This is a genomic window from Bradyrhizobium genosp. L (genome assembly GCF_015624485.1).
Classification (GTDB): domain Bacteria; phylum Pseudomonadota; class Alphaproteobacteria; order Rhizobiales; family Xanthobacteraceae; genus Bradyrhizobium.
Genome location: NZ_CP061378.1, coordinates 3,140,169 through 3,154,323 on the forward strand (window position 1 = coordinate 3,140,169; position 14,155 = coordinate 3,154,323).

Consider the following 14,155-nt stretch of genomic DNA (forward strand, 5'->3'; position numbering starts at 1 on the left):
TGGCAGAAGCGGTTTCGTCATGGCGCGCACATCCGCGCCGCGGGTCGAAGCAGGGCCACTCCAACTTGAGTTCCAGTCCGACATCGCAGCCGCATGGCTGCCAGAGGGGCCCGGCCTGGGGATTTACGTCGTGCAGGATATCAGACGCCGTCCACGGTGACGCGCGACGCGGCGCCGCGCGACTGCAAGCCGCGCGACGAGGCGCGCACTTGCCGGTTCAATCGGCGGCGTCGCGCAGCCGGTCGATCCGCTGCATCGCCTCGATCGCGAGATAGCCACCGTCGCGGTAGCGATCGCCGATCTGCCGCGCATCGCCGCTGCAATGCGGACAGACGGCAGTGCCTTCGAACACATAACGAAGGCACTGGCGGCACAGCACCAGCGGCGGCGCGGCCTTGCTCTTCGCAGTCACGTGCAGCTGTCTCCAGCCGGGATCGGTTCTTCGATCAGCGCGAAACGCCCCGTGGCGAACGAGGTGGCCGGCGCATCCTCGACCTTGACGATGCGCTCGCGCAGGCCGCGTTCGGCCAGCGTCAGCACGCGGTGATGGCAATAGGGATTGTTGCCGCGCCGGCCGAGCAGGGAATCCGCCGTCCAGGTGCAGCCGCCGCGGCAGGCTTCGGCGTAATAGCAGTCGCGGCAGAAACCCCAGAGATCGTCGGTGCCACGGCCGCGGTTGAACTGCAGCGCCGGATGCGTTGCCCACAATTCGGCGATCGAGCTGGTCCTGATGTCGCCGGCGCCGTAGCGGTCGGTGGCGAGCGACGGGCATCCCTTCACCGTGCCGTCGGCCTCCAGCCCGATCACGTTCTGCCCGGCGGGGCAGCCGCTGTAATAGCCACGGTCCGGACCGCGCCACAGCACCTCGTCGGGGCCGAAATAGCCGACATTGTTGCCGGGCAACAGCACCAGATCGCGCTCGCGCCCCCTCCGATGCAAGTCCGCCAGCAGCGGCATCAGGGTGGCGAGATCATAAGGCTGCAAAAGGATGTCGTCGTGATCGACGGCGTTGCCCATCGCGACCGTGAGCTGCACCTGCCAGTATTTGGCGCCGGCATCGATGATGACGTCCATCACGTCGGGCAGATCGGGCATCGCGGCCGAGGTGATCTGGGTGTTGACGCTTGCGGTCAATCCGATGCGGCGGCAATCGTCGAGCACGCGCAGCGCCTCGCGATACGATCCGCGCACGCCGCGCAGCCGGTCGTGCAGCGGCTCGAGCCCGTCGATGGAGACGCCGAGGCCGAGCAGGCCGGCATCGGCCGCCGCGCTGATCATGTCGTACGAGAATTTATAGCCGCCGCTCTGCATCGTGCAGTCGATGCCGTGGTCGCGGATCGCGCGGATGATTGTTAGCCAGTCCTTGCGGATAAAAGCCTCGCCGCCGATGATCGAGATCTCGCGGGTGCCGAGCTCGGCGAGCTGGCGGATGACGTCGATGCACTCGTCGGTGCTCAATTCACCGGCGCGCTTGTGCCCGGCGCGCGAGCCGCAATGGATGCATTTCAGGTTGCAGGCCAGCGTCAGCTCCCACACCACATACACCGGTATGCAGTCGAGCTGGTCGCTGAGCGACAGCCGCCGTCGCGGCCCATCGTCGGAGGTCTGGTCCATGGTTCGCCTGTGCTGCATCGCCATCAGCGCCGCGCGCATGATGGAGCGTCGAGGCGCAACGACGACGCGCCTCGACGGTTACCTTGGGTCGCCTTGTGAGTGCGATGGCGCTAGCCGCCCTTCGCCGCGATCGCACTGTCGAGCTCCTTCAGCGCGGCCTTGAGATCGTCGGCGTCGGAGCCGTGATGATCCTTCAGCATATCATGGCCCACGGCCTTGTAGGCCTTCATCAGGTTGACGTCGTGATGCTTGCACTTGTCGCGAATGATGACGCCGTAGAGCGGACGAATTGTGCCGGAAGAGGCTGCCATTGCATGTCTCCAAATCAGTTGGTTTTCAATTGGCGGAGGTGATCGCAAACGGGCGGTCACCGGCTTTGGTTCGTCCCCGTCGGCGATCCTGCGACCGGGTATCTGGGATTGCAACTTAAAAGTTAGTGATGGAACATTGCAGTCTGTGCGGTCGTCACGCCGCGGCCGGCCGGTGGCAATCGCTGTGTGACGTATTATGTTTGGCGACGGCGCAGCGAGAACGAGGACACTTGCGATGAACATGGCGGGCAAGACGGTGCTGATCACCGGTTCCACCGATGGCGTCGGCCGCTATGTCGCGCTCAAGCTCGCGTCCGCCGGCGCGCGGGTGCTGATCCACGGCCGCGACACCAAGCGGGCGCAGGCGCTGGCCGACGAGATCAAGCGGACGTCCGGGCGCGAGCCGATGTTCTACCAGGCCGATCTCGCCTCGCTTGCCGAGGTACGCGAGTTCGCGCAATTGGTGCTCGACGATCAGGAGCGGCTCGACGTCTTCGTCAGCAACGCCGGCATCGGCTCGCAGAACGAGGGCCCGGCGCGGCAGGCGAGCCCGGATGGCCATGAGCTGCGCTTTGCGGTGAACTATCTCGCCGGCTTCCTGCTGGCGCACCTGCTGCTGCCGCGGCTGAAGGCGAGCCGGCCGGCGCGCATCGTCAATGTCGCCTCGATCGGCCAGCATCCGATCGATTTTGACGACGTGATGATCACGAAGAACTACAGCGGCGGCCGCGCCTATGGGCAGAGCAAGCTGTCGCAGATCATGTTCACGATCGATCTCGCCGAACAGCTCGCGGGCTCCGGCGTCACCGTCAACGCGCTGCACCCGGCGACCTACATGAACACCACGATGGTGCGCGCCAGCGGCGCGACGCCGATGTCGACGGTGGAGCAGGGCGGTGACGCGATCCTGCGGCTGGTGCAGGGCGACGATGTTGCCGACAGCAGCGGGCGGTTCTTCGACGGCAAGCGCGAAACCCGCGCCCATCCGCAGGCCTACGATGATGGGGCAAGGAAGAAGCTGCGCGCGTTGAGCATGAAGCTGGCGGGATTGTCGGGTTAGATCGTAGGGTGGGCAAAGGAGCGTAGCGACGTGCCCACCATCAAGTGAGGTGCTTGCGATGGTGGGCACGCTTTCGCTTTGCCCACCCTACGAAGCTTCGACGCTACGTGTCCTGCTTTTCGACCGGCTTCGCGAACTGCGGAAACATCTCCGCCACAACCGGCCCATCCAGTCGCCACGAATAGCAGCCGCCGACGAAGAACGGCGGCTCCTTGGCCTCGCGCTGCCGATCCAGCGAGCCGCGGCCCTGCGGGTCCTTGCCGGACGAGACGGTCTGGAACAGCGTCGTCACCGCCGGGCCGAGCAGCTCGGCGAGATGCGTGCAGGTCTCGAGCTTGCCGATCTTGCGCCTCACTGTCTCGCGCCAGCCTTTGCCGATGCGCTCACCGACCAGCCGCTGCAAGATGCCTTCGACGTCGAGGCAGGACGGGTAGGGCGTCGACGCCATGGTGGTGCCGGTCTCGCGGATCGTAAAGCTGTCGTCGACGGCAAGCCGCAGGCGGATGTCGTGCACGGGATCATCGGGCTGCTGCAGGCCGCGATGGCGGTCCTGCCGCGCATAGGGTTTGGTGTCGACGAGGCGTGCCTCGACCTCCCAGAGACCGTCGTCACGGAGATAGCCCAGGCATTCGACGGAGCGGCGGTGCATCAGGCGGCGCGGTTTGCCATCGGCATTGGTATCGGGTGCGGGCATCGGGACTCGCTGGATTGGATTTTGAAACGATCCAATCGGCCGCGTGCTTCGATGTCAACGCCCGCTGCTGGGATCGCGCCATGCCGTGCACGCCTCAGCTCACCCGCCGCTCCCGGTTCTCCCAATACGGCCGGCGCAATTCGCGCTTGAGGATCTTGCCGGCGCCGGAGAGCGGCAGCGGCGTGGCCGATATGTCGACGCTGCGCGGGCATTTGTAACCGGCGATCAACGTCCTGCAGTGGTCCATCAGCTCTTCCGGCGCGGCGCTGGCGCCGCTCTTCATCACCACGACGGCGTGAACCTGCTCGCCCCAGCGATCGCTCGGAATCCCAATCACGGCGCATTGCGCCACCGCCGGATGCTGCGCCAGCGCGTTCTCGACCTCGGCCGAATAGACGTTCTCGCCACCGGAGATGATCATGTCCTTGACGCGGTCGACGACATAGACGAAGCCGTCTTCGTCCATGTAGCCGCCGTCACCGGTGTGCATCCAGCCGTCGATCACGGCGCGCGCGGTTTCCTCCGGTCGCTCCCAATAGCCCATCATCACCATGTCGCCGCGTACCGCGATCTCGCCGACGGTGCCTGATGGCACCAATTTGTCCTCCGCATCGACGATTTTCACCTCGCTGCCGAGCGCGGCGCGGCCGGCGCCGCGATGCCGCCCCTTGGCACGGCCGTCGCCGATATGCTCCTTCCAGTGCAGGATCGTCGCGATCGGCGACAGCTCAGTCATGCCGTAAGCTTGGGTGAACTCGATGTGCGGCAGTGCCTTCATGCCGCGCGTCAGCACGGCGTCAGAGATGACGGACGCGCCGTAGGTGATCCGCTTCAACGACGACAGGTCGTATTGGCCGAGCGTCGGATGATCGACGAACATCTGGATCATGGTCGGCACCAGCAGCACGTCGGTGACGCGCTCCTTTTGCATCGCGGCCGCGACGCCATCGGGCGTGAAGCTCTGGATCACGACGTTGGCGCCGCCCGACAGCAGCACCGAATACATCGCCGCGCCGTTGGCGAGGTGGAACATCGGCGCTGCGTGCAGATAGATCGTGCTCGCCGGCCACAGCCCTTCGCCCAGCGCGGTCAGCGCATTGGCCATCAGATTGCCGTGGCTCAGCATCACGCCCTTGGAGCGCCCGGTGGTGCCGCCGGTATAGAAGATGCCGGCGAGATCGTCGCGGCCACGCATCGCGTCCGCAACCGGCGCGTTGCGTGCGATCAGCGCCTCGTAATTCTCCATCTGCTCCGGCGTTGCGCCCTCGTCGGCATAGACCAGTTTCAGGTCGGGAATGGCTTTTGCGAGATCGGCGCCAACCGACGCAAACGCCCTGTCGACGAACAGGATGTTGGCGCGGCAATCGCGCATCGCGTCCTCGTTCTCGATCGGAGACCAGCGGATGTTGAGCGGCACGATCACCGTGCCGGCCCAGCCGACTGCGAGATAGAGCTCGAGATAGCGGTCGGAGTTCAGTGACAGCACCGCGACGCGGTCACCATCTCCGGCGCCCAGGCCCCGGATTGCGGCGGCGAGGCGAGCGACGCGGTCGCCGACCTCGCCCCAGTTGCGCCGCCGCTCACCGCAGACGACCGCGAGCCCGTTTGGATTGACCTGCAGCGCGCGCCGCAGTCCGTGCGTGATGTTCACTCCCGTCCTCCCTTGGTGCGTTTCCCGTGCGAGGCGGTTTGTCCACCTTCTTGCGCGTTGTTGACTTGTCCATCGAAGTCCTGGCGATGCCTTCGGTGAGGCGGATCGCGAATTCCTCCGCCACGGCCTTGCCGGTCATGGCCCCGCCGGGCTGGAACCAGTGCCCGATCCAGTTCAGCGAGCCCGCGATCGCAAACGCCGACAGCTTCGGGTCGCACGGCTTGATTGAACCGTCCGCGATCCCTTGCGCGATATAGTCGCGGAAGGCGCGGTCGATCCGCCGCTTCGCGCTCTGCACGATCTTGCGGTTGTCGTCGCTGAGATCGCGGAGGTCGAAGCGCACCAGGCTCTTGCCGTAGTCCTCGGTCATCAGCTCGGCATAGCGAATGGTGAGCTTGCGGAGCTTGTCCAGCCCGGTGCCGCCGCTGCCCGAGGTCTCGGCAATGCATTCGTCGACCAGCTCGTTGCCGATCGCCCAGCATTCGAACAGGATTTCGTCCTTGCCGCGGAAATAGTTGTAGAGCGCCGGCTTGGTGATGTTCAGCCGTTTTGCCACCTCGTTCAGCGTGGCCCGGTGGTAGCCCTGTTCCAGGAACAACGCGACCGCCGTGCGCAGTACCGCCTCGCGCTTCTCGTCGCGGGCGCGGCGCCGGCTTTCGAACGGCAGCCAGGGCGAAAGGCCGGAGGAAGAGGGGATGTGTCCGTCGTCCATGTCGTGAAGCCGGTGCCGCATTGACTCAGCGCGAAGGCCCGTATATTACCCATGGGTAATAAATAGTCCAGTGGGTAATTTTCGGGAGGACACGCGATGACGTCACGCGCCTATGTTGCCGGGGTCGGCATGATCCCGTTCGTCAAGCCCGGCGCCAATGCGCCGTATCACGTGATGGGCGCCGAGGCCGCCAAGCTCGCGCTGACTGACGCCGGCGTCGACTACGGCCGTGTGCAGCAGGCCTATGTCGGCTACGTCTACGGCGATTCCACCTGCGGCCAGCGCGCGCTCTATGCCGTCGGCATGACCGGCATCCCGATCGTCAACGTCAACAACAACTGCTCGACCGGCTCGACCGCGCTGTTCCTGGCGCGGCAGGCGATCGAGTCCGGTGCCGCCGATTGCGTGATGGCGCTCGGCTTCGAGCAGATGAAGCCCGGCGCATTAGGGGCCGTGTTCACCGATCGCCCCAGCGCGTTCGACGATTTCGACGCCGCTGCCGACAAACTCGTCGACGCGCCCGGCGTGCCGCTGGCGCTGCGCTATTTCGGCGGCGCGGGTCTCAGCCACATGAAGAAGTACGGCACGCCGCTGTCGGCCTTCGCCAAGGTCCGCGCGAAGGCGAGCCGCCATGCCAGGAACAATCCGCTGGCGCTGTTCCGGGAAGAGGTCAGCGCCGACGACGTCCTGAACGACCAGGTGATCTGGCCCGGCGTGATGACGCGGCTGATGGCGTGTCCGCCGACCTGCGGCGGCGCCGCCGCGATCCTGGTCTCGGAGAAGTTCGCCGAGCAGCACGGGCTCAACAAGCAGGTCCGCATCGCCGCGCAGGCGATGACGACGGATACGCCGTCGACCTTCGGCGCGAACGACATGATGCAGGTGGTCGGCTACGACATGGGCCGCGATGCCGCGAAGAAGGTGTATGAGGCGGCCGGCATCGGCCCGGAGGATCTCGACGTCGTCGAGTTGCACGACTGCTTTGCCCAGAACGAGCTGATCACTTATGAGGGGCTCGGCCTGTGCGCCCAGGGTGAGGCTGCGCGCTTCATCGACGATGGCGACAACACCTATGGTGGCAAGGTCGTCACCAATCCCTCCGGTGGACTGCTCTCGAAGGGCCATCCGCTCGGCGCCACCGGGCTGGCGCAATGCTACGAGCTGACGCGGCAGTTGCGCGGCTCGGCGGCGGCAACCCAGGTGGAGGGCGCGCGGCTCGGCTTGCAGCACAATCTCGGCCTCGGCGGCGCCTGCGTCGTCACGCTTTACGAACGCGCCTGAGGCCGGGCCATGGTCGATCAATCCGCCGTCGGGCGCGCGTTCACGCCCGTGACCGCGCGCGTCGAGCCGGGGAGGCTGCGGTTCTTCCTCGACACGCTGGGCGAAAAGAATCCGGTCTATCGCGACGACGCGGCGGCGCCGGTGCCGCCGACCTATCTGTTCTGCCTTGAGATGATGGACGCCGCCGAACCGTTCGAATTCCTCAACGCGCTCGGCATCGATCTGGCCCGCGTGCTGCATGGCGAGCAGCGCTTCGACTATCACGCGCCTGTCGTCGTCGGCGACGTCCTGACTTTCAAGCCGCGCGTCTCCGGCGTGACCGACAAGAAGGGCGGCGCGATGACGCTGGTCGTCATCGAGACTGCGGTCACGAACCAGAACGGCGTTCACGTCGCCGACACCTCGCGCACGGTGGTGGTGCGCAATGGGGGTTCATCATGAGTGTGGGCAATCCATCGGTCGGCGATCGCCTGGTGCACAAGGAGTTCCCGCCGATCACCCGCCATCGCCTCGCGCTGTATTGCGGCGCCTCCGGCGATCACAATCCGATCCATGTCGACATCGATTTTGCCAAAGCGGCCGGCTTTCCCGACGTGTTTTCTCACGGCATGCTTGTCATGGGCTATCTCGGCCAGGCGCTGACCGATGCCATCGCGCCGTCGCGCATCCGGTCGTTCTCGACGCGTTTCGCGGCGATCACGCAACTGGGCGCGAAGCTGACCTGCGAGGGCACGGTGACGGAGCTGCTGGAGCAGGGCGGTGAGAGGCGCGCCAAGCTCGCGCTGACGACGAGTGATCAGAACGGCGAGGTGAAACTCGCCCGCGAGGCGATCATCGCGCTTTAAGGAGAGAACATGTCGAAACTGCAGGGCAAAGTCGCGCTCGTCTCCGGTTCGGGCCGCGGCATCGGGCGGGCGATTGCGCTGAAGCTGGCGAGCGAAGGCGCCAGGGTCGTGATCAACGATCTCGACGCCGAGCCTGGCAACTCCGTCGCGGCCGAGATCAAGGCCGCCGGCGGCGAGGCAATCGCGGTCAATGGCAGTGTCAGTGATCCCGGCTTCGCCGATGGCTTCGTCGGTGCCGCCATCGAGCGGTTCGGCGGCCTCGACATCATCGTCAACAATGCCGGCTATACGTGGGATTCCACGATCCAGAAGATGACCGACGAGCAGTTCCAGGCGATGCTTGACGTCCATCTCGTGGCTCCCTTCCGCATCCTGCGGGCCGCGTCGGAGCCGATCCGGGTGATGGCGAAGAAGGAAGCAGAGGCGGGGCGCGAGGTGTTCCGAAAAGTCGTCAACATCTCCTCGATCGCCGGCCTCTACGGCAACGCCGGACAGGCGAGCTATTCCTCGGCAAAAGCATCGCTGATCGGACTGACGCGGACGATGTGCAAGGAGTGGGGCCGCTACAAGGTCAACGTCAATTGCGTCGCCTTCGGCCTGATCAACACCCGCCTGACCCAGCCGATCGAGGCGCAGCAGACCACCATCGACGTCGCCGGCCGCGACATCAAGGTCGGCGTGCAGCCGCAGATGCTGGAGGCGATGGGCCGGATGATCCCGCTCGGACGCGGCGGCACGCCGGAGGAGGCGGCGGATGCGGTCTATCTGTTCTGCAGCCCGGAATCGAACTACATCAGCGGGCAGGTGATCGTCGCTGGCGGCGGTCTACTCATCTAATCTTGAGGGCAAGATGCAATACCGATCGTCCTGGATGACCGAGGAGCTCGACACCTTCCGCGACCAGTTCCGCAAATTCCTCGCCAAGGACCTTGGGCCGCACGCGGAAAAATGGCGCGAGCAGAAGCTGGTCGATCGCTCGGCCTGGCGCGCGCTCGGCGAGATGGGCGCGCTGCTGCCGAGCGTGCCCGAGGCCTATGGCGGTCTCGGTACCACGTTCGCGTATGACGCTGCCGTGCTCGACGACCTCGAGAGCACGGTGCCGGAATTGACCACCGGCGTCTCCGTGCACAGCGCGATCGTCGCGCACTACATCCTCAACTACGGCTCGGAGGAGCAGAAGAAGCGCTGGCTGCCGAAGATGGCCTCAGGCGAGATGGTCGGCGCGATCGCGATGACCGAGCCCGGCACCGGCTCCGATCTGCAAGCCATCAAGACCAAGGCGAAGAAGCAGGGCAATTCCTACGTCATCAACGGCCAGAAGACGTTTATCACCAACGGTCAAGCCGCCGACCTCGTCATCGTGGTGGCCCGCACAGGCGCGGTCGGCGCCAAGGGCATCTCGTTGATCGTGGTAGAGACCGACGGCGCCGAGGGCTATCGGCGCGGCCGCAACCTCGACAAGATCGGGCTGCACGCGTCGGACACGTCGGAACTGTTCTTCGACAATGTCACGGTGCCGCCGGAAAACCTGCTCGGGCAGGAGGAGGGCAACGGCTTCGCGCAGTTGATGCAGCAACTGCCGCAGGAGCGGCTAGCGCTTGCGATCGGCGCGGTCGCCTCGATGGAGCGCGCGGTAAAGATCACCGCCGACTATACCAAGGAGCGCACCGCGTTCGGCAAGCCGCTGCTCGAATTCCAGAACACCGCGTTCAAGCTCGCCGAGCGCAAGACCGAAGCAATGATCGCCCGCGTGTTCGTCGACTGGTGCGTCGAACGCCTCGTTGCGGGCGACCTCGACACCGTCACGGCGTCGATGGCGAAATGGTGGTGCTCGCAGAAGCAGGTCGAAACCGCCGACGAATGCCTGCAGCTTTTCGGCGGCTACGGCTACATGCAGGAATATCCGATCTCGCGGATGTTCATCGATGCAAGGATCCAGAAGATCTACGGCGGGACCAACGAGATCATGAAGCTCTTGATCGCGCGGTCGTTGTAGCTGTCGTCGTTCCGGGGCGATGCGCAGCATCGAACCCGGAACCTCGAGATTCCGGGTTCACGCTTCGCGTGCCCCGGGATGACGACAACGTTCACCCCGTCCCGTGAAACCGGCTGAGAAACGCCTTCAGCCGCTCGCTCTTCGGCGCGCGGATGATCTCTTCCGCGGTGCCGGTCTCGGCCATGATGCCGTCGTTCATGAAGCCGACCCGGCTCGAAACGTCGGCGGCGAAGGCCATTTCGTGCGTCACCAGCACCATGGTCATGCCTTCGGCCGCGAGGCTGCGGATCACGGCGAGGACTTCGCCGACCAGCTCCGGATCGAGCGCCGAGGTCGGCTCGTCGAACAGCATCACGTCGGGCTTCATGGCGAGCGCACGCGCGATTGCGACGCGCTGCTTCTGGCCGCCGGACAGCCGGCTCGGATAGGCATCCGCCTTGTCGGCGAGGCCGACCTTGGCGAGCAGATCGCGGCCGAGTGCTTCGGCCTCCGCTTTCGCCATGCCCTTCACCTGCACCGGGCCTTCGGTGAGGTTGCCAAGCACGGTTTTGTGCGGAAACAGGTTGAAGTGCTGGAACACCATGCCGACGTTCTGGCGCAGCGCCGCGAGTTTTGCATCGTCGGGCGCGCGCAGGCCGCTGCCGAACGTGAAGCGATGCGTGCCGATCGCGAGCTCGCCCTGCTGCGGCATCTCCAGCAAATTGAGGCAGCGCAGGAAGGTCGACTTGCCGCTTCCGCTGGCGCCGATCAAGGTCACCACCTCGCCGCGGGCAACCGACAGCGCGGCGCCCTTCAGCACGTGGTTGTCGCCGAATGATTTGTGGATGTTCTGCGCTACCAGCATCGCGCTATCAGAGCTCATCGATGCGCTCCGAGCTTGAGCTCGACCTGATCGGCGATCAAGGTGAGCGGGAACAGCACGACGAAATACATCACGGCAATCGTGGTGTAGACCTCGAGCGGCCGATAGCTCGCCGCCGTGATCACGGTGCCCTGATAGAGCAGGTCGCCGACCGCGACCACCGAGACCAGCGAGGTGTTCTTCAACTGCATGATGGTCTGGTTGATGAAGGAGGGGATCATCACCTGGATCGCCTGCGGCAGCACGATGCGGCGAAAGATCTTGCCGCGCCGCATGCCGATGGCGCGGCCGGCTTCCCACTGGCCTTTATCGACCGCCTCGATGCCGCCGCGAAAGATTTCCGCATAGAACGAGCCGGCATAGAGCGACAGTGCGATGAAGCAGGCCATCGCCGGCGACATGTCGACGCCGATCAGCACGGGCAGGGCGTAATAGACCCAGACCAGCTGCACCAGCAGCGGCGTGCAGCGGAACACCTCGATGTAGAAGCGCAGCGGCATCGAGATCCAGCGCGGCGAATTGGTGCGCAGGATGCCGACCGTGAGCCCGATCAGGAGGCCCGCGGCGACCGTGACCACCGTGTAGATCACTGTGACCAGCAGCCCCTGCCAGATCAGGGGCCAATAGGGCTTGAGCGCCGCGAAATCCCAGACGTACATCGGCTGAAACGTCAGAACTGCACTTCGGCCGGGATGTCGTCCGGCGCCAGCCCGACGGCCTCGAATCCCTTCAACATCCATTCGCGGGTCTGGCCGAGCGAGCGGTTGTAATCGGCCCAGGCGCTGAGGAAGTCCCTGTAGCGGCGGTCGGCCTCGGCGCGGATGCCCATGTTGGTCGGCAAGGTCAGCAGCGGCTTCGGGATCGCGAGTTCGCCGAGATTGGGATTCTTCTTCAAGGTCGAGACCGCGAGCACGGCGAGCGAGACGTTGCAGTCGGCGCGGCCGGTCGCGACCGCAAGGATCGCCTCGTCGCGGTTCTTGAAGCCGAGGATGTTGGCCTTCGGGCAGTAGCGGCGCGCGATCGTCTCGTGCGTCGAGCCGATATCGACCGCGATCTTGACCTCGGGCTTGTTGAGGTCGGACCAGTTCTGCGGCTTGGCAAAGCCCTTCTTGGTGATGACGGTGAAGGAGTGCACCAGGATGGGGGTCGAGAAGTCGATCACCAGCGCGCGCTCCGGCGTCGGGTTCACGGCAAAGGCGAGGTCGACCTTGCCGCCTTGCAGATCGAGGATCTGGTTGCCCCAGGTGGATTCCAGCGTCTCGACCTTGGCGCTGAGTTTTGAGGCGATGTCGTTGGCCATGTCGATGCAGGCGCCCGACCATTGGCCCGAGGCGAGGTCCTTATGGAAGTAGGGCTCCTGGCCGACGATGACGGCGACGCGCAGCACGCCGCTCTTCTTGATGCGCTCGAGCGTGGACTCCGGCGCGGTGTCGGCCCTGGCCGAGGCGGACGTTGCGATCGCGGCGGCGCCCGCCAGTGCAACGGTGGTCAGTGCGTCCCTGCGATTCATCGTCGTTCCTTCTCTTCGTGAGGTCGGTTGCGCTGGACTATTTCTGTATTCAGGATAAAATGCAAGTTAGTATTTTGGATTGCTGGTCATTTGTGCGGCAGAGGCACAAGATGCTCGATCTGGCGGCAGTCCACTGGCTCGGGCTCGCGAAAATGTCCACCTGAAGGGGTTGCCAACCGTGTTCAATCCTGAATACAATACTGAACGCAGTCAAGGGGCGCGCCTTCGGGGCAATCCGTCGCGCCGCCGGCGCCGCTTGCGGTCGCCGTCCGCTGCCCGGTTCACCATTGGAAGGAGAGGCCTGTGCGCGCTTTATTCGTCGATGCCAACGATACGCTGGCGGAGGTCACCGACAGACTGCTGCGCGCGCAAAACCTGCCGGTCGGCATCAACCGCAACGCGGGCATCAAGCCGGACGACCTGCCCGGCCTGCTCGGCGATGCCGAGATCATGATCGTCGACCACACGGCGGTGCCGACTGCGATCGCGGCCCAATGCAAAGGCCTCAAGCACGTCGTGTTCCTCGGCACCGGCGCGCGCAGCTACATGAATCCCGACGAACTCGGCCAGCACAGCATCACCGTGCACACCATCAAGGGCTATGGCGACACGGCGGTGGCCGAATGTGCGTTCGGCCTGATGTGGGCTTCCGCCAAGAGCTTCGGCGAGATGGATCGCGGCATGCGCGACGGCCAATGGCTGCGCCGCGATGCGCTGCAGCTCACCGGCAAGACGCTCGGCCTGATCGGGTTCGGCGGCATCGCCGCGGAGGCGGCGCGGCTTGCGCTCGGCTGCGGCATGAAGGTGCTGGCCTGGAACAGGACCGCGAAGACCCATCCGGGCGTCGAGTTCGTCTCGCTGGAGCGGCTGCTCGCAGACAGCCATGTCGTCTCGCTGCATCTGCTGCTCAACGACGACACCAAGGGTTTTCTCTCTCGTGAGCGGATCGCGGCGATGCGGCCCGGCGCGATCCTGATCAACACCGCGCGCGGCGCGCTGGTCGACGAGGCCGCGATGGTCGAGGCGCTGCGCTCCGGTCATCTCGCGCATGCCGGCCTCGATGTCTTCACCGTCGAGCCGTTGCCGGCCGGCCATGTGCTGTCGACGCTGCCCAACGTGACCCTGTCGGCGCATTCGGCGTTCCGCACCCCGGAGGCGAGCGACAATCTGATCGGCGCGGCCCTCGATCATTGCGCCCGCATCATCGCGACCGGCCGCTGACAGTTTTGAAATTGGAAGGACGACACCATGTCTGACATCACCCGTATCGACCAGAACGCCCGCCGCAGCCGCGCCAGTGTGTTCGGTGATCTCGTCTTCCTCGCCGGCCAGGTCGCCGATACCAAGACCGCCGACATCACCCAGCAGACCAAGGAAGCGCTCGCCAAGGTCGACGACATGCTGGCGCAGGCCGGCACCGACAAGTCGCGGCTGCTCAGCGTCCAGGTCTGGCTCAAGACCATGGACGATTTCAACGCGATGAATGCGGTCTATGATTCCTGGGTCGTGCCGGGCAATGCGCCGACGCGGGCCTGCGGCAAGGTCGAACTCGCCGATCCCGGCTATCGCATCGAGGTGATCGCGATCGCCGCGCGCGCGTAGCCCTTGCATCGGAGCGC

17 protein-coding genes are annotated in these 14,155 nt (G+C 65.3%); 8 read left to right on the top strand and 9 right to left on the bottom strand.

Annotated elements, in window-relative coordinates:
- Window positions 1-217: 217 nt before the first annotated feature.
- From IC762_RS14585 to IC762_RS14595, 3 genes are all read right to left on the bottom strand, one after another.
- Window positions 218-412, bottom strand: a complete 195-nt coding sequence (locus IC762_RS14585; RefSeq protein WP_195789464.1) for a hypothetical protein — start codon at window positions 410-412, stop codon at window positions 218-220.
- The gene (locus IC762_RS14590) at window positions 409-1,653 is read right to left on the bottom strand and encodes a radical SAM/SPASM domain-containing protein (protein WP_210338447.1); all 1,245 of its coding nucleotides are present in this window, start codon (window positions 1,651-1,653) and stop codon (window positions 409-411) included. The genes IC762_RS14585 and IC762_RS14590 overlap by 4 nt, the downstream gene beginning before the upstream one ends.
- A gap of 71 nt (window positions 1,654-1,724) precedes the next feature.
- Complete coding sequence (locus IC762_RS14595; protein ID WP_195789465.1) at window positions 1,725-1,925, bottom strand: hypothetical protein; 201 nt, start codon at window positions 1,923-1,925, stop codon at window positions 1,725-1,727.
- Between the two features lie 235 nt (window positions 1,926-2,160).
- Between IC762_RS14595 and IC762_RS14600 the strand changes: the two genes are divergently transcribed.
- Window positions 2,161-2,985, top strand: coding sequence for an SDR family NAD(P)-dependent oxidoreductase (locus IC762_RS14600; RefSeq protein WP_195789466.1), 825 nt, complete (start codon window positions 2,161-2,163; stop codon window positions 2,983-2,985).
- 103 nt (window positions 2,986-3,088) lie between these two features.
- Here the strand turns inward: IC762_RS14600 and IC762_RS14605 are convergent, their stop codons facing one another.
- The 3 genes from IC762_RS14605 to IC762_RS14615 form a co-directional block, all read right to left on the bottom strand.
- On the bottom strand, window positions 3,089-3,679 hold the full coding sequence (locus tag IC762_RS14605) for a DUF2889 domain-containing protein (RefSeq protein WP_195789467.1): 591 nt from the start codon (window positions 3,677-3,679) through the stop codon (window positions 3,089-3,091).
- A gap of 94 nt (window positions 3,680-3,773) precedes the next feature.
- On the bottom strand, window positions 3,774-5,330 hold the full coding sequence (locus IC762_RS14610; protein WP_195789468.1) for a long-chain-fatty-acid--CoA ligase: 1,557 nt from the start codon (window positions 5,328-5,330) through the stop codon (window positions 3,774-3,776).
- Window positions 5,260-6,042, bottom strand: coding sequence for a TetR/AcrR family transcriptional regulator (locus IC762_RS14615; RefSeq protein ID WP_195789469.1), 783 nt, complete (start codon window positions 6,040-6,042; stop codon window positions 5,260-5,262). The genes IC762_RS14610 and IC762_RS14615 overlap by 71 nt, the downstream gene beginning before the upstream one ends.
- Before the next feature lie 96 nt (window positions 6,043-6,138).
- Between IC762_RS14615 and IC762_RS14620 the strand changes: the two genes are divergently transcribed.
- From IC762_RS14620 to IC762_RS14640, 5 genes are read left to right on the top strand one after another with little or no spacing between them, the layout of a single operon-like run.
- Entirely contained in the window at window positions 6,139-7,323 is a 1,185-nt protein-coding gene (locus IC762_RS14620; protein WP_195789470.1) for a lipid-transfer protein, read from the top strand.
- A 9-nt stretch (window positions 7,324-7,332) separates the two neighbouring features.
- Window positions 7,333-7,764 carry a MaoC family dehydratase N-terminal domain-containing protein gene (locus IC762_RS14625; RefSeq protein ID WP_195789471.1) on the top strand — a complete coding sequence of 144 codons (432 nt, stop codon included), beginning with the start codon at window positions 7,333-7,335 and terminating at the stop codon, window positions 7,762-7,764.
- On the top strand, window positions 7,761-8,168 hold the full coding sequence (locus IC762_RS14630; protein WP_195789472.1) for a MaoC family dehydratase: 408 nt from the start codon (window positions 7,761-7,763) through the stop codon (window positions 8,166-8,168). Before IC762_RS14625 ends, IC762_RS14630 begins: the two co-directional genes overlap by 4 nt.
- A gap of 9 nt (window positions 8,169-8,177) precedes the next feature.
- Window positions 8,178-9,005: an SDR family NAD(P)-dependent oxidoreductase gene (locus IC762_RS14635; protein ID WP_195789473.1), complete on the top strand. Its 828-nt coding sequence runs from the start codon at window positions 8,178-8,180 to the stop codon at window positions 9,003-9,005.
- A 13-nt stretch (window positions 9,006-9,018) separates the two neighbouring features.
- Window positions 9,019-10,164 carry an acyl-CoA dehydrogenase family protein gene (locus tag IC762_RS14640; protein ID WP_195789474.1) on the top strand — a complete coding sequence of 382 codons (1,146 nt, stop codon included), beginning with the start codon at window positions 9,019-9,021 and terminating at the stop codon, window positions 10,162-10,164.
- A 91-nt stretch (window positions 10,165-10,255) separates the two neighbouring features.
- Here the strand turns inward: IC762_RS14640 and IC762_RS14645 are convergent, their stop codons facing one another.
- Genes IC762_RS14645 through IC762_RS14655 form a run of 3 tightly spaced genes read right to left on the bottom strand, consistent with a single transcriptional unit; the run spans window position 10,256 to window position 12,536 of the window.
- A complete protein-coding gene (locus IC762_RS14645; RefSeq protein ID WP_283816358.1) occupies window positions 10,256-11,026 on the bottom strand; it encodes an amino acid ABC transporter ATP-binding protein in 771 nt (256 codons plus the stop codon).
- Window positions 11,023-11,685, bottom strand: coding sequence for an amino acid ABC transporter permease (locus IC762_RS14650; protein WP_195789475.1), 663 nt, complete (start codon window positions 11,683-11,685; stop codon window positions 11,023-11,025). The genes IC762_RS14645 and IC762_RS14650 overlap by 4 nt, the downstream gene beginning before the upstream one ends.
- A gap of 11 nt (window positions 11,686-11,696) precedes the next feature.
- Window positions 11,697-12,536: a transporter substrate-binding domain-containing protein gene (locus tag IC762_RS14655; protein WP_195789476.1), complete on the bottom strand. Its 840-nt coding sequence runs from the start codon at window positions 12,534-12,536 to the stop codon at window positions 11,697-11,699.
- Between the two features lie 303 nt (window positions 12,537-12,839).
- On the opposite strand from IC762_RS14655, the gene IC762_RS14660 reads away from it, so the two are divergent.
- Together IC762_RS14660 and IC762_RS14665 are read left to right on the top strand one after the other, a co-directional pair.
- A complete protein-coding gene (locus IC762_RS14660; protein ID WP_195789477.1) occupies window positions 12,840-13,757 on the top strand; it encodes an NAD(P)-dependent oxidoreductase in 918 nt (305 codons plus the stop codon).
- Between the two features lie 27 nt (window positions 13,758-13,784).
- Window positions 13,785-14,138 carry a RidA family protein gene (locus tag IC762_RS14665; RefSeq protein WP_195789478.1) on the top strand — a complete coding sequence of 118 codons (354 nt, stop codon included), beginning with the start codon at window positions 13,785-13,787 and terminating at the stop codon, window positions 14,136-14,138.
- Window positions 14,139-14,155 lie beyond the last annotated feature (17 nt).

Coding starts and splice junctions, on each gene's coding strand:
- IC762_RS14590 (WP_210338447.1), bottom strand. CDS start 1,653: ATGCGCGCGGCGCTGATGGCGATGCAGCACAGGCGAACCATGGACCAG.
- IC762_RS14595 (WP_195789465.1), bottom strand. CDS start 1,925: ATGGCAGCCTCTTCCGGCACAATTCGTCCGCTCTACGGCGTCATCATT.
- IC762_RS14600 (WP_195789466.1), top strand. CDS start 2,161: ATGAACATGGCGGGCAAGACGGTGCTGATCACCGGTTCCACCGATGGC.
- IC762_RS14605 (WP_195789467.1), bottom strand. CDS start 3,679: ATGCCCGCACCCGATACCAATGCCGATGGCAAACCGCGCCGCCTGATG.
- IC762_RS14615 (WP_195789469.1), bottom strand. CDS start 6,042: ATGGACGACGGACACATCCCCTCTTCCTCCGGCCTTTCGCCCTGGCTG.
- IC762_RS14620 (WP_195789470.1), top strand. CDS start 6,139: ATGACGTCACGCGCCTATGTTGCCGGGGTCGGCATGATCCCGTTCGTC.
- IC762_RS14625 (WP_195789471.1), top strand. CDS start 7,333: ATGGTCGATCAATCCGCCGTCGGGCGCGCGTTCACGCCCGTGACCGCG.
- IC762_RS14630 (WP_195789472.1), top strand. CDS start 7,761: ATGAGTGTGGGCAATCCATCGGTCGGCGATCGCCTGGTGCACAAGGAG.
- IC762_RS14635 (WP_195789473.1), top strand. CDS start 8,178: ATGTCGAAACTGCAGGGCAAAGTCGCGCTCGTCTCCGGTTCGGGCCGC.
- IC762_RS14640 (WP_195789474.1), top strand. CDS start 9,019: ATGCAATACCGATCGTCCTGGATGACCGAGGAGCTCGACACCTTCCGC.
- IC762_RS14645 (WP_283816358.1), bottom strand. CDS start 11,026: ATGAGCTCTGATAGCGCGATGCTGGTAGCGCAGAACATCCACAAATCA.
- IC762_RS14650 (WP_195789475.1), bottom strand. CDS start 11,685: ATGTACGTCTGGGATTTCGCGGCGCTCAAGCCCTATTGGCCCCTGATC.
- IC762_RS14655 (WP_195789476.1), bottom strand. CDS start 12,536: ATGAATCGCAGGGACGCACTGACCACCGTTGCACTGGCGGGCGCCGCC.
- IC762_RS14665 (WP_195789478.1), top strand. CDS start 13,785: ATGTCTGACATCACCCGTATCGACCAGAACGCCCGCCGCAGCCGCGCC.